The 13,387-nt window shown below is 64.2% G+C and carries 12 protein-coding genes; 5 read left to right on the top strand and 7 right to left on the bottom strand.

The annotated features are described in order from the left end of the window. Nucleotides 1-34: 34 nt before the first annotated feature. Nucleotides 35-439: a VOC family protein gene (locus tag JHX87_RS03635; protein WP_271882432.1), complete on the top strand. Its 405-nt coding sequence runs from the start codon at nt 35-37 to the stop codon at nt 437-439. Between the two features lie 69 nt (nt 440-508). Here the strand turns inward: JHX87_RS03635 and JHX87_RS03630 are convergent, their stop codons facing one another. The 5 genes from JHX87_RS03630 to JHX87_RS03610 all read right to left on the bottom strand — a co-directional run bounded on the left by JHX87_RS03630 (nt 509) and on the right by JHX87_RS03610 (nt 6,196). Then, nucleotides 509-1,633: a TRAP transporter substrate-binding protein gene (locus JHX87_RS03630; protein WP_271883454.1), complete on the bottom strand. Its 1,125-nt coding sequence runs from the start codon at nt 1,631-1,633 to the stop codon at nt 509-511. A gap of 290 nt (nt 1,634-1,923) precedes the next feature. Further along, a complete protein-coding gene (eno, locus tag JHX87_RS03625; RefSeq protein WP_271882429.1) occupies nt 1,924-3,198 on the bottom strand; it encodes a phosphopyruvate hydratase in 1,275 nt (424 codons plus the stop codon). A 68-nt stretch (nt 3,199-3,266) separates the two neighbouring features. Continuing rightward, entirely contained in the window at nt 3,267-3,950 is a 684-nt protein-coding gene (locus JHX87_RS03620) for an endonuclease/exonuclease/phosphatase family protein (protein WP_271882427.1), read from the bottom strand. Nucleotides 3,951-4,009: 59 nt separating this feature from the next. Further along, the gene (locus JHX87_RS03615; RefSeq protein ID WP_271882425.1) at nt 4,010-5,410 is read right to left on the bottom strand and encodes a protein adenylyltransferase SelO; all 1,401 of its coding nucleotides are present in this window, start codon (nt 5,408-5,410) and stop codon (nt 4,010-4,012) included. A gap of 93 nt (nt 5,411-5,503) precedes the next feature. Then, nucleotides 5,504-6,196: an aquaporin gene (locus JHX87_RS03610; RefSeq protein WP_271882423.1), complete on the bottom strand. Its 693-nt coding sequence runs from the start codon at nt 6,194-6,196 to the stop codon at nt 5,504-5,506. A gap of 182 nt (nt 6,197-6,378) precedes the next feature. Here JHX87_RS03610 and obgE point away from each other — a divergent pair, with 182 nt between their 5' ends. From obgE to JHX87_RS03595, 3 genes are read left to right on the top strand one after another with little or no spacing between them, the layout of a single operon-like run. Next, the gene (obgE, locus tag JHX87_RS03605; RefSeq protein ID WP_271882421.1) at nt 6,379-7,413 is read left to right on the top strand and encodes a GTPase ObgE; all 1,035 of its coding nucleotides are present in this window, start codon (nt 6,379-6,381) and stop codon (nt 7,411-7,413) included. Then, nucleotides 7,401-8,513, top strand: coding sequence for a glutamate 5-kinase (proB, locus tag JHX87_RS03600; RefSeq protein WP_271882419.1), 1,113 nt, complete (start codon nt 7,401-7,403; stop codon nt 8,511-8,513). Before obgE ends, proB begins: the two co-directional genes overlap by 13 nt. A gap of 1 nt (nt 8,514) precedes the next feature. Further along, entirely contained in the window at nt 8,515-8,796 is a 282-nt protein-coding gene (locus tag JHX87_RS03595; protein ID WP_271882417.1) for an Rdx family protein, read from the top strand. Between the two features lie 18 nt (nt 8,797-8,814). Here the strand turns inward: JHX87_RS03595 and JHX87_RS03590 are convergent, their stop codons facing one another. Continuing rightward, nucleotides 8,815-9,726, bottom strand: coding sequence for a lysophospholipid acyltransferase family protein (locus JHX87_RS03590; RefSeq protein WP_271882416.1), 912 nt, complete (start codon nt 9,724-9,726; stop codon nt 8,815-8,817). Nucleotides 9,727-9,767: 41 nt separating this feature from the next. Next, nucleotides 9,768-12,359, bottom strand: a complete 2,592-nt coding sequence (gene pepN / locus JHX87_RS03585; RefSeq protein WP_271882415.1) for an aminopeptidase N — start codon at nt 12,357-12,359, stop codon at nt 9,768-9,770. 194 nt (nt 12,360-12,553) lie between these two features. Here pepN and JHX87_RS03580 point away from each other — a divergent pair, with 194 nt between their 5' ends. Next, nucleotides 12,554-13,330 carry a hypothetical protein gene (locus tag JHX87_RS03580; RefSeq protein WP_271882413.1) on the top strand — a complete coding sequence of 259 codons (777 nt, stop codon included), beginning with the start codon at nt 12,554-12,556 and terminating at the stop codon, nt 13,328-13,330. Nucleotides 13,331-13,387: the final 57 nt, after the last annotated feature.

The raw sequence follows: 13,387 nt of genomic DNA, 5'->3' as shown, positions 1-13,387 counted from the left end.
CCGGCCTTATTCTTGGCAGGCAAGAGGGGGTATCATGGCGCAAATGCTGGCCCATATCGCGCTGGTGATCCGCGATTACGACGAGGCGATCGCGTTTTTCACGCAAAAGCTGGGTTTCGATCTGGTCGAGGACAGCTATCAGCCGGAACAAGACAAACGGTGGGTCGTCGTCCGTCCTGCGGGCGGTGCGGGCTGTTCGATCCTGCTGGCGCGGGCCTCGGACAGCCATCAGGCCCGGTATATCGGCGATCAAGCCGGCGGCAGGGTGTTTTTGTTCCTGCAAACAGATGATTTCTGGCGCGATTATGAGATCTATCGCGAGCGGGGCATCGACTTCACGCGCGCGCCGAAACAGGCCGATTACGGCATCGTCGCCGTGTTTCGGGATCTTTACGGTAATCTGTGGGATCTGGTGCAGTTCACCGACGGACGCTGCTGAGCGACGGGCCTGACAAAAAACCGCCGCGACGGGATCGCGGCGGTTTTCCGTTTCAGTCACTCGCGCAGATTACTGCCCGCCACCCGGGGCCAGCGCGCCATTGCGCTGCTGGATCATCATGAAGGTGTCATAGGTGTATTCCGCCGTCTGCGCATAGAGATACCAGTCGTCGCGATATTGCAGCATGGCTTCATATTGCGTCTTGAAGGCCTCGTTCTCGGCCGAGATCTCGGCATAGACCTCATTCGCGGCGGCGAATGCGGCGGTCAGGATCTCTTCGCTGAACGGACGCAGCTGCGCGCCACCGCCGACCAGCTCTTTCAGCGCAGTCGGGTTCTTCATGTCATATTTGGCCAGCATGTTCTGGTCCGTGGCCTGACAGCAGGTCCGCAACAGCGATTTGTAGCTGTCGGGCAGTTCGTCGAACTTGCCCTTGTTCATGAAGAAGCCGACCGTCGGGCCGCCTTCCCAGAAACCGGGATAGTAGTAGTAGGGCGCGACTTTCTGGAAGCCCAGCTTGTTGTCGTCATAGGGGCCGACCCATTCGGCGGCGTCGATGGTGCCCTTTTCAAGCGAGGGATAGATATCGCCGCCGGCGATCTGCTGCGGCACAACGCCCAGCTTTTCCATCACCCGGCCTGCCAGGCCCGAAATCCGCATCTTCAGGCCCTTCAGGTCCTGCAGCGTGTTGATTTCCTTACGATACCAGCCGCCCATCTGCACGCCGGTATTGCCGCCCGGATAGCTGACCAGATTGTATTTTTCCAGGAAGGCATTGTAATTGTCGATGCCGCCGCCCTGGTAATTATAGGCCGCCTTGGCGCGGGCCGAGAAGGTGAAGGGCAGGTCGGCGCCGCAGGCGAAAGCCGCATCCTTGCCCCAGTTGTAATAGCCGACCGAATGGGCGCATTCGACGGTGCCGTCGGTGGCCGCATTGATCGCGTCCAGACCGGGCACGATCTCACCGGCCGAGAACACCTGAATGTTGAACTTGCCGTCGGTCGCTTCCTTGACACGGGCCGCCAGTTCCTCGCCGCCGCCATAGATCGTGTCCAGCGATTTCGGGAAAGAAGAGGCCATGCGCCAATTGACGCTTGGGGCTTCCTGGGCGATGGCCGGTGCTGCCAGCGTCGCACCTGCGGCTGCGGCGGCGCCGCCAACCGATGCGCGGGTCAGAAAGGACCGGCGGTCCAGGGATTTGGAATCTGTCATATATCTCCTCCGATCAGACCGGGTGGGACGACCGCCCCGGACAGGTCCCGGCCTTCAAGATGGAGGCAGTTTAGCCCGTGAATGCCATGTGTCGAGGGGGCAATTTCCGCAAGCTTGCGATATTTTCCGCGGCCTGGCCGAGACTGCGGTAACCGGGCGGGAAATCACGCAATAACCTGCACTTAATCGGGGAAAGGTATGCACTTTTGGCGGTGCCATGCATGAAAAATCCCGCCCGGTTCGCGCCGGGCGGGAAAGAGATGACCTGCGGATCAGCGCAGGATGGATGTGCCTGCATAGACGGCCGAGGCGCCCAGCATTTCCTCGATGCGGATCAGCTGGTTATATTTCGCCAGCCGGTCCGAGCGTGCCAGCGAACCGGTCTTGATCTGGCCGCAATTGGTGGCGACGGCCAGATCCGCGATGGTGGCGTCCTCGGTCTCGCCCGAGCGGTGCGACATCACGCTGGTATAGCGGGCGCGGTCGGCCATGCGCACGGCGTCCAGCGTTTCCGACAGGGTGCCGATCTGGTTGACCTTGACCAGCAGCGAATTGCCGCAGCCGCGCTTGATCCCCTCTTCCAGACGTGCGGGGTTGGTCACGAACAGATCGTCGCCCACCAGCTGCACCTTCTCGCCCAGCTTGTCGGTCAGCAGTTTCCAGCCGTCCCAGTCATCCTCGGCGCAGCCATCCTCGATCGACAGGATCGGATAGTCGCCACAAAGCGCGGCAAGGTAATCGACATTTTCGGCCGGGGTCAGGACCTTGCCTTCGCCCTTCATGTCATATTTGCCGTCCCTGAAATATTCGGTCGACGCGCAATCCAGCGCCAGCATGATATCGTCGCCGGGCGTGTAGCCGGCCTTTTCCACCGCCTTCAGGATGAAATCCAGCGCGTCGCGGGTGCTGGACAGGTTCGGGGCAAAGCCGCCCTCATCGCCGATCCCGGTCGAAAGACCCGCCGCCGACAGTTCTTTCTTCAGCGTGTGAAAGACCTCGGACCCCATGCGAACGGCCTCGCGGATGTTCTCCGCGCTGACCGGCATGATCATGAATTCCTGAATGTCGATGGGGTTGTCAGCATGTTCGCCGCCATTGATGATATTCATCATCGGCACCGGCAGGATATGGGCCGAGGCGCCACCCACATAGCGGTAAAGCGGCAGGGCGCAGGCATCGGCCGCGGCCTTGGCCACGGCCAGCGACACGCCCAGGATCGCATTCGCGCCCAGACGGCCCTTGTTCGGGGTGCCGTCCAGTTCGATCATGATCTCATCGACGGCGCGCTGATCGGTCGCGTCTTCGCCGACCAGATTTTCCGCGATCTCGCCATTCACGGCGGCGACCGCTTCCAGCACGCCCTTGCCCATGTAACGGGACTTGTCGCCGTCGCGCTTTTCGACCGCCTCATGCGCGCCGGTCGAGGCACCCGAGGGAACCGCCGCGCGGCCCATGGTGCCGTCTTCCAGCGTGACATCCACCTCGACCGTCGGATTGCCCCGGCTGTCCAGAATCTCACGTGCGTAAATATCGATAATGGCGGTCATGAACCCCTCCGTTAAATCAGGTCACGGTTGTTTTACCTAGGGACAGCCGCAGCCGAAAGCGCCAAATGTTAGGGATACCGGATTTCGGCCCAGATCGGCAGGTGATCCGAGGCCTCGCGCGCATTCGCGCCCGAAAACACGCCATGTCCCAGCAATTCCAGATGATGCGACATGGCGATCCGGTCCAGCGCAAAGCGCGGCATCGGCGCGGGGTAAGAGGGGCCGGGCGCGATCACGCGAAAACCGGCCAGCGATTCCAGCCCGCGATCGTCGCGCCATTCGTTGAAATCGCCCAGCATGACGATGTTGTCTTCCGCGATGCGCGAGGCCTGCGCGGTGATCCGCGCCAGCTGTGCCCGCCGCGACGACCGGGCCAGCCCCAGATGCAGGCCGATGATGGTCAGCTTCGGCAGGCGCAGGGCGATGGCGCCGCGCGGCTCGATCCCCGGCAGGGGCATCCGACGCACGGTCGCCGCCTCGGCCAGTTCCGGGCGCATCAGGATCGTCTGGCCATGCCAGCCCAGCGAATTCTGGCTGGTGGTCCCGACGATATCGGCGGGCACCAGTCCCGTCGCCTCGGCAATCAGCCCGCGGGGCAGGGCCTCGGGGCGCGCGCCCAGACGAAAATCGACCTCTTGCAGGGCGATGATGTCGGGGGCCAGCGCGGCGATGACCTCCAGATTGCGTTTCGGTGCATGCGGACCTGTCATCCCGCGGCATTTATGCAGATTATAGCTGGCGATTTTCAGCATCGGGTCAGTCGGCAATCCTTGCGGTCAACGGCGTGGCGGTCAGATCGCCGCCTTAGGCTTTATGTCCCGCAAAATGTCTGTCTGACAACCTCATCCGGTTTCGGAGGCTGAGCCAGATCATCCCATTCGGCCAACGCCTCACGCGGATGTGTCACCGCCGCGAACAGCCGGTTGAAGGGCGCGAGATCCCCCGCCACGGCCGAGGCGATGATCTCTTCGATCCGGTGGTTGCGCGGGATGCGCACGGGGTTGGCATGGGCCAGCAGTTCCGGATCGGGGTTCAGCGCCCGCCAATCCGTTGCCCAGCTGTCAAAGGCCGCCGGGTCGCGGAATTCATCGCGCGCGCTGCCATCCGACAAGCCCGCAAAGACGCGGGTGAAATCGGCATCCTGCTGCGCCATCAGCGTCAGCAGCGCCTCGGACATGGGCAGGATCCTGTCGGATCCGGCCAGACCCAGCTTTTCGCCAAAGCGGCGCAGCCACGCGGCCTGATAAAGCGGCGCGAAATGATGCACGGATTTCGTCGCGGCCTCGACCGCGGCATTATGTTCGCCCATCAGCGGGATCAGGCAGGTGGCGAATTGCGCCAGGTTCCAGACCGCGATCTGCGGCTGCTGCGCCCAGGCATAGCGTCCCTTTACGTCGATCGAGGAAAACACCTTGTTCGGGTGATAGCCATCCATGAAGGCACAAGGCCCGTAATCGATCGTCTCGCCCGAGATCGCCATATTATCGGTGTTCATCACCCCGTGGATAAAGCCAAGCGCCATCCATTGCGCGATGGTTTCCGCCTGCCGCGCGACCACGTGATCCAGAAGAGACAGCGGACCATTCGCGGCGGGATAATGCCGCTGGATGACATAATCCGTCAACTCCCGCAGCGCCTGTTCATTGCCGCGTACGGCGAAATACTGGAATGTGCCGACGCGGATATGGCTGGCGGCCACGCGGGTCAGCACCGCGCCGGGCAGGCGGTTTTCGCGCCAGACGGTTTCGCCGGTCGACACGGCAGCCAGCGCGCGTGTCGTCGGGACGCCCATGGCATGCATGAATTCGCTGACCAGATATTCGCGCAGCACAGGCCCCATCCAGGCGCGCCCGTCGCCCCGACGCGAAAACGGGGTCGGGCCGCTGCCCTTCAACTGGATATCGAAGCGCGCGCGGTCGGGGGCGATCACCTCTCCCAGCAGAACGGCGCGGCCATCGCCCAGTTGCGGCACGAAGCCGCCGAACTGGTGGCCGGCATAGGCCTGAGCAATGGGATCGGCGCCTTCGGGCAGGCCATTGCCTGACAGCATCGCGACACCCTCGGGGCTTTGCAGCCAGTCGGCATCCAGCCCCAATCGCGTGGCCAGCGGCGCATTCAGCGCCAGCAGATGCGGCTCGGCAACCGGGGTGGGGGTGACGCGGGCGAAGAAACCTTCGGGCAGGCGGGCATAGCTGTTGTCGAATTGGATCATGGCGGCCTCCTGCCCATTCATCTAGGGGCGCGGGCCGCATTGTAAAAGGGCCGCGCCCCCAGAAGGGCGCGGCCCGGACGCAAAGCGCCGGTTTTAGCGGACGTGCGGAGAGCGGGTGATGCCCGCGCCATGCAGCACGCCGGCCAGCAGCCCGCCCGCCAGCGGGGCGGCGATGAACAGCCACAACTGCTCCATCGCCTGACCGCCCACGAACAGCGCCGGCGCGATCGAACGGGCCGGGTTCACCGACACGCCGGTCACATCGATGCCGACCAGATGGATGCCGGTCAGCGTCAGACCGATGGCCAGACCGCCAAAGCCCAGCGGCGCATCGCTTTGCGTGGCACCAAGGATCACGGTGACGAACAGGAAGGTGGCGACGAATTCGAAGATCAGCGCCGAATTCAGGTTGTAGCCGCCATTGTAACCCGCGCCCCAGCCATTCTGGCCCAGACCGTTTTCGACCAGCGAATAGTCGGCCTTGCCGGATGCGATGACATAGATGACGCCGGCGGCCGCGATGGCCCCCAGGATTTGTGCGACACAGTAGACCAGGAACTCGGCCATGCTCAGCCGGCCCGAGGTCAGAAAGCCCAGCGACACTGCCGGGTTCAGCTGCGCGCCCGAGATCACGCCAAAGCCGTAGGCGGCGGCGACGATGGACAGCCCGAAGGCCAGGGCGATCCCGTGGAAGCCGATCTCGGCGCCCATCAGAACGGCTGAACCAACACCGAAGAAAACCAGAATGAATGTGCCGATGAATTCGGCCATTGCCTTGCTGGACATACAGAATACTCCTAATAACGGCGGGCGTAACATGCCCGTGATCGCGGCAATGACCCCGTTTTGACGGATCTGGCAATCAAATGTTTAGAATCGCCCCCCGATGGGCGGATTTCAGCACATGCCCCGCCCTTGCGAATTTGCCCCGTGACGCGTATCGCATCCCTTTAAAAGGAGCCGCCCCGATGAAATTTCTTGACCTCGCCAAAGTCTATATCCGCTCGGGCGGAGGAGGGGCCGGCTCTGTCTCGTTCCGGCGCGAGAAATTCATCGAATATGGCGGCCCCGATGGCGGCGATGGCGGCAAGGGCGGCGATGTCTGGGCCGAGGCGGTCGAGGGGCTGAACACGCTGATCGACTTCCGCTATCAGCAGCATTTCTTCGCGAAATCCGGGCAGCATGGCATGGGCAGCCAGATGACCGGGAAATCGGGCGACGATATCGTTCTGAAAGTACCGGTCGGCACGGAAATCCTGGAAGAGGATGAAGAGACCGTCATCGCCGATCTGACCGAGGCCGGACAGCGTGTCCTGCTGGCGCGTGGCGGCAATGGCGGCTGGGGCAACCTGCATTTCAAATCCTCGACCAATCGCGCGCCGCGCAATGCCAATCCCGGGCAGCCGGGGGTGGAACGGACGATCTGGCTGCGGCTGAAGCTGATCGCCGATGGCGGGTTGCTGGGCCTGCCCAATGCCGGCAAGTCCACCTTCCTTGCGGCGGTGTCGAATGCGCGGCCCAAGATCGCGGATTATCCCTTTACCACCCTGCATCCCAATCTGGGCGTCGTCGGCGTTGACGGGCATGAATTCGTGCTGGCCGATATTCCGGGCCTGATCGAAGGGGCCAGCGAGGGCAGGGGGATCGGGGACCGCTTTCTGGGCCATATCGAACGCTGCGCGGTGCTGCTGCACCTGATTGACGGCACGTCCGAGGATGTGGCGGGCGATGCCCGCACGGTGCTGACCGAACTGGCCGCCTATTCGCCGGTCCTGATGTCCAAGCCGCGCATTACCGCGCTGAACAAGATCGACGCGCTGGACGACGACACCATCGCCGAACGTCAGGCCGCGCTGGAGGCCGAGATCGGCACCCCCGTGCTTCTGATGTCCGGCGTTGCGAAACAGGGCGTGACCGAGGTGTTGCGCGCGCTCTGGTCCAAGATCGAGCCGACGCGGCGTATCATCGACGACAAGGCAGCCGATACCCCATGGCAGCCCTAGCCCCCGATCTGACCCGCGCGCGGCGGCTGGTCATCAAGATCGGCTCGGCCCTGCTGGTCGATGCCGACGGGTTGCGGCGCGACTGGCTGCAGGCGCTGTGCGACGATGTGGCGGACTGGCGCAAGGGTGGGACCGATGTGGTTCTGGTGTCCTCCGGCTCGATCGCGCTTGGCCGCCGGGTGCTGGGCCTTCCCGAGGGCGCTTTGCCGCTGGAACAGGCGCAGGCTGCGGCGGCGGTCGGGCAGATCCGGCTGGCGCGCGCCTATGAAGAGGCGCTGACCCCGCATGGCGTCACCACCGCGCAGGTTCTGCTGACACTGGAAGACAGCGCCGACCGCCGCCGCTATCTGAACAGCCGCGCGACCATGCAGACCCTGCTGGCGCTTGGCACCGTGCCGATCGTCAATGAAAATGACACCGTCGCCACGGATGAGATCCGCTATGGCGACAATGACCGGCTTGCGGCGCAGATCGCCGTGACCTGCGGCGCCGATCAGTTGCTGCTGCTGTCGGATGTGGACGGGCTGTATACCGCCAATCCCAAGACCGACCCGACAGCGCAGCACCTGCCCGTGATCGCGCAGCTGACCCCGCAGATCGAGGCGATGGGCGGGGATCCGGTCTCGGGTCTCAGCAAGGGCGGGATGAAGACCAAGCTGATGGCGGCACGCACGGCCGTCGCCGGGGGCTGCGCCATGGCCATTGCCGAAGGCTCGGTCCTGCGGCCGCTCTCGGCGGTGGCCAATGGCGCGCGCAGCAGCTGGTTCCTGCCCGAAAGCGATCCGCAGCTTGCGCGCAAGCGCTGGATCGCCGCGATGAAGCCCAAGGGCAATCTGGTCGTGGATGAGGGCGCGGCCCATGCCCTGCAGCGTGGGAAATCGCTGTTGCCTGCGGGGGTGCGTCAGGTGACCGGCGATTTCGGGCGCGGCGATCCGGTGGCCATCATCGGCCCGCAGGGTGAGACACTGGCCACGGGTCTCAGCCGCTATACCGGCGCCGAGGCGCGCCGGATCGCGGGCCATCACTCGGCCGAAATCGAAACCATTCTGGGCTATGCCGGCCGTGCCGCGCTGGTTCATCGCGACGATATGGCGGTCTGACATGGCCCATCATCTGGACATCACCTACTGCACCGGCTGCAACTGGCTGTTGCGGGCGGGCTGGTACGCACAGGAATGCCTGTCCACCTTCGGCAGCGATCTTCGCGTGACGCTGATCCCCGACGATTCCGGCGGCGTCTTCCGGATCGCGCTGGAAGGGGTGCAGATCTGGGACCGCAAAACCGATGGCGGCTTCCCCGAGATCCGCGTGCTGAAACAGACCATTCGCGACAGGATCGCCCCGGATCGCCCGCTGGGCCATCTGGACCGCAGCGGAGGCTGATCGGCCCGCGAAGACGCCTCAGGCGATTTTCTTTGCCCCCGGCACCAGCCTTGGGCCGGAACGGCTGCGGGTCAGGCGGGCGGCATCGGGTCCGGGCGCGGGCAGGGCCAGCGTCCTGTCGCGCAGCAGGGCGATGGCCTCTTCGCTGCTTCTGGGCAGCGAGGTCGGGTCGATGGGCTGCCCGATGGTGATCCTATAGGGCTGGCGGTGCTTGTTCAGAACCTCATTGAACAGCGTCACATCGCGCAGGGTCGGATGGATCGCATCCAGCGCATAGAACAGCGCCGAATTGCGCGCACGGATATGCAGCGGGATGACCGGCACCCCGAATTTGCGCGCGATCATCGCCGCGCTGGCCATCCAGGGGCGTTCATGCAATTTCAGCCCCCGCCGCTTGGCCAGTCGGCCAGCCGGAAAGATCAGCCCGATCCGGCCCGCGCCAAGCGCCTCTTTCGTGTAATCCATCGTCGCGCGCGTCTTGGCATGGCTGCGCTTTTCAAGGCGCCATTCCACCCCGGCAATCAGTTCCGCCGTTTGAGGCAGGACGCGGATCATGTCGTGATTGGCATAGATGAACAGATCGTCGCGCAATTCCGACACCAGCGTGTGCATGACGATGCCATCGGCAATGCCGGTCGGATGGTTCGACACGATCAGCGCGGGACCGGAGGCCGGGATATGTTCCATCCCCTCGACCCGCACGTCGCGCACCATCAGGTCCGAGATCCGGCGCATGATCTCGGACGTGGGCAGGTCCTTCACCTCGGCGCCCAGGTCCAGCGTGCGCGGATAGCGCAGCAGCCGCATCATCACCTGACGCGCAAGGCGATGGTGCAATTTGCCGGAAAACAGCCAGGGCGCCCGCTCGGCGATCAGCGGGTCCAGTCTGGCCTGCATTTCGGCCCTGGCATCTTCGGTCTTGCTGTTCATCGGCTCGATCCTGCCCTGCGCCCCGGACAAGCTCAAGCGGCTTATGCGCCTGCGGCAATCATCCGCGAGACCATCTCGCGGGTGTTGCGGCTGAGCCCGTCAAGCGCGGCGATCCGTTCCAGCGCCGCCAGCGCCTTTTCCCGGCGTGCGGCGTCATAACGCGGCCAGGTTTCGAACAGCGAGGACATCCGCGCCGCGATCTGCGGATTGACCGGATCCATCCGCATGATCCAGTCGGCGACGAAATCATAGCCCGCCCCGTCCTTGGCGTGAAAGGCCGCGTGATTGGCCGCGAAACCGCCGATCAGGGCGCGGAACCGGTTCGGGTTCTTCCATTCGAAATCCGGTCGCGCCGCCAGATCGCGCGCAATCGCCACCGCGCTGTCGGGTGGCGCCGCCATCGGCTGGACCGAGAACCACTTGTCCATGACCAGCCGGTTATCCTGAAATTCCTGATGCAGGATCGCCAGCGCGTCGTCGCCCAGACCAAGGCGGATCAGGCAGGCAAGGGCGGCCATCCGCTCGGTCATGTTGCCGGCGGTGCCGAACAGCACCTGCGCACGCTGGCCACCGTCGATGCGGTTCAGCAGACCAAGCGCCGCGATCCGCAACGCGCGGCGGGCCGAGCCCTCGGCATCGGGCGCATAGGGGCCCGTGACCTGCATCCGGTCATAGATCCGCGCCAGCAGATCCTGATGCGTCTGGGCGATCCGCCGCGCCAGATCCTGACGCGCGGCATGGATCGCATCGGGATCCGGGGTCAGCCCAAGCGAAAAGACGCGGGTGGCGATCTCTTCGTCGCCGGGCAGGTTCAGGCACAGCGCCCGGAAGGCCGGATCGGCGCTGTCATCGGCGATCAGCTCGCCAATGGCGGTGACGTAATCATCGCCGCCGGGCTGCCCCTGCGACAGCGACACCAGCGCGGTCATGGCCAGTTCCCGGCCGGCCTCCCACCGGGCGAAGGGGTCGGTGTCATGGGCCAGCAGAAAGGCGCGGGTCGCATCGTCGATCCGTCGCGTCAGGATCACCGGGGCCGAGAAGTCGCGCAGTGCCGAGACCACGGGACGCGCGCCCAACCCCTCGAAATCGAAGCTTTGCTGCGGCTGCGTCATTTCCAGGATCCGGGTCGGCAGAACCTCATCGCCATTGGGGCCGATCAGGCCGACAGCAATCGGGATGACGCGGGCGGGCTTGTCGGGCTGGCCGGGCGTCGGCGCGGTCTCTTGGGTGAAGGTCAGGGTCAGGCGGCCGCCCGCATCATCGGCGGACCATTGCTCGACCATATCCAGATGGGGCGTGCCCGCATCGACATACCACCGCTTGAACTGCGCCAGATCGCGGCCGGTCGCATCTTCGAAGACCTGTAACCAGTCCTCGATCGTGGCGGCATCGCCGTCGTGGCGGTCAAAATACAGATCCAGCGCCTTGGCATAGCCCGCATCGCCCACCAGCCGTTTCAGCATGCCGATGACCTCGGCCCCTTTTTCATAGACGGTGGCGGTGTAGAAATTGTTGATTTCCTCGTAATGATCGGGGCGCGGCGGATGGGCCAGCGGGCCTGCATCCTCGCGGAACTGGCGGGCGCGCAGGGCCTGCACATCCTCGATCCGCTTGACCGGGGCGCTGCGCATGTCGCTGGTGAATTGCTGATCGCGAAAGACGGTCAGCCCCTCTTTCAGGCATAGTTGGAACCAGTCGCGGCAGGTGATCCGGTTGCCCGTCCAGTTGTGGAAATATTCATGCGCGATCACGCCTTCGATCCGCTCGTAATCCGTATCGGTCGCCGTCTCGGGCGAGGCCAGGACCAGCTTCGAGTTGAAGATGTTCAACCCCTTGTTTTCCATCGCACCCATGTTGAAATCATCGACCGCGACGATGTTGAACACATCCAGATCATATTCGCGGCCATAGACCTCTTCGTCCCATTTCATCGAGCGGATCAGCGATTCCATGGCGTAATCCGCGCGATCCTGATCGCCGGGACGAACCCAGATGTTCAGATCGACCTTGCGGCCCGACATGGTGGTAAAGCTGTCGCTGATCGACACCAGATCGCCCGCGACCAGCGCGAACAGATATGAGGGTTTGGGCCAGGGGTCGTGCCATTCGGCCATACCCTGCGCCTGTCCGACCGGGTTGCCGTTCGACAGCAGCACCTTGCGATCGCTGCGGATGGTGACGCGGAAGGTGGCCATGACATCGGGGCGGTCGGGATAGAAGGTAATGTGGCGAAAGCCTTCGGCCTCGCATTGGGTGCAGAACATGCCGCCCGACATGTAAAGCCCCTCGAATGTGGTATTCGCGGCCGGGTCGATCTGCACCTCGGTTTCCAGCGTGAAGGCGCTGCGGGGCAGGGCGGCGGCGGCGATGACAAGGCGTTCCTCTTCGCGGCTGACATGGGCCGGATCGGGCTTCTGCCCGTTCACCGTCAGCGCGATCAGCTTCAGCCCGGCACCGCCATCCAGCACCAGATCCTCGGGGGTGTCGGGGTCGCGCGGGGCCAGCGACAGAACCGCCTTCACGCGGGTTGCATCGGGGATCAGCGTGAAATCCAGCCGGGTCTCGGACAGAAGGAAGGGATAGGGTCGGTAATCGGCAAGATATTGCACAATCTGACGGGTCTCCTGGGTCATGTCGTCCTCCGGCGGAAAAAACCTGTTCGGATCAAGGAACCCGAACTGTTAAGGAGTGTTAGTCGCGTGAGAGCCGGGTCGCAAGACGGGCCGTTCAGTTGTGACCTGGCCGCTGTTTCTGCGTGCTACGGGGCTGGATTGCTTCGAAAACGATGCTAAACCGGCGTCTGAGAACGAATATTTGGAGGGCAGAAATGACCTATGATCCGAACGATCCGAACCGCACCAAACCTGCCGAGCAGGATCCGGCTGCGCCGAAGGAAACCTATGTCGAGCCGGTCGAGCGCCGTTCGTCCCCCCTGCCGCTGATCATCGGGATCCTGCTGGCCCTGGCGCTGGCCTATTTCGCCCTGACCCGCTTCATGGGGAATGACGATGAGGTCGCGGTCGAAGGTGATACCACCACCGTGACCACCACCACCGAAGCAGAAGAAGCTGCCGCCGACGTCGAAAACGCCGCCGAGGAAACTGCCGCTGACGCCGAAGCCGCCGTCGAAAGCACCGCAGCAGAAGCAGAGGCCGCAGCCGAGAATGCCGCCGCCGATGCAGAAGCCGCGACCGAAGACGCCACCGCGGAAGTCGAAGCCGCTGCCGAAGAGGCGATGAACGACGCCGAAGCCGCCGCCGACAGCGTTGCCACCGAAGCCGAAGCTGCCGCTGACTCGGCCGCCGAAACCGCGCAGGATGCAGCCGACGACGCCGCAGCCGCGACCGAGAGCGCCGTTGACAGCGCCGCCGAGGCCGCGTCAGACGCCGGCACCGCCACCGAGAACGCCATGGACAGCGCCGCCGAAACCGCAGGTTCGGTCGCCGATGCCGTTGGCACCGCAGCCTCGAACGCGGCCGATGCCGCCACCGAAGCCGCCTCGGATGCCGCTGATGCGGTTGGCAATGCGGTCAACGATGCCGCAGAATCCCTGGACAGCGCGATCTCGGTCGAAGGTGAAAACACCACCGCACCGGCCAACTGATCCACTGATCGGACAATGACATGAACCGCCCGGGGCGCAGGCTCCGGGCGGTTTTCT

This window comes from Paracoccus fistulariae (assembly GCF_028553785.1).
Classification (GTDB): domain Bacteria; phylum Pseudomonadota; class Alphaproteobacteria; order Rhodobacterales; family Rhodobacteraceae; genus Paracoccus; species Paracoccus fistulariae.
The sequence above is the reverse complement of the archived record's forward strand: the minus strand, read 5'-3'. Positions and strand labels throughout refer to the sequence as shown.

Coding starts and splice junctions, on each gene's coding strand:
- JHX87_RS03580 (WP_271882413.1), top strand. CDS start 12,554: ATGACCTATGATCCGAACGATCCGAACCGCACCAAACCTGCCGAGCAG.
- JHX87_RS03615 (WP_271882425.1), bottom strand. CDS start 5,410: ATGATCCAATTCGACAACAGCTATGCCCGCCTGCCCGAAGGTTTCTTC.
- JHX87_RS03635 (WP_271882432.1), top strand. CDS start 35: ATGGCGCAAATGCTGGCCCATATCGCGCTGGTGATCCGCGATTACGAC.
- JHX87_RS03610 (WP_271882423.1), bottom strand. CDS start 6,196: ATGTCCAGCAAGGCAATGGCCGAATTCATCGGCACATTCATTCTGGTT.
- pepN (WP_271882415.1), bottom strand. CDS start 12,359: ATGACCCAGGAGACCCGTCAGATTGTGCAATATCTTGCCGATTACCGA.
- JHX87_RS03595 (WP_271882417.1), top strand. CDS start 8,515: ATGGCCCATCATCTGGACATCACCTACTGCACCGGCTGCAACTGGCTG.
- proB (WP_271882419.1), top strand. CDS start 7,401: ATGGCAGCCCTAGCCCCCGATCTGACCCGCGCGCGGCGGCTGGTCATC.
- eno (WP_271882429.1), bottom strand. CDS start 3,198: ATGACCGCCATTATCGATATTTACGCACGTGAGATTCTGGACAGCCGG.
- obgE (WP_271882421.1), top strand. CDS start 6,379: ATGAAATTTCTTGACCTCGCCAAAGTCTATATCCGCTCGGGCGGAGGA.
- JHX87_RS03590 (WP_271882416.1), bottom strand. CDS start 9,726: ATGAACAGCAAGACCGAAGATGCCAGGGCCGAAATGCAGGCCAGACTG.
- JHX87_RS03620 (WP_271882427.1), bottom strand. CDS start 3,950: ATGCTGAAAATCGCCAGCTATAATCTGCATAAATGCCGCGGGATGACA.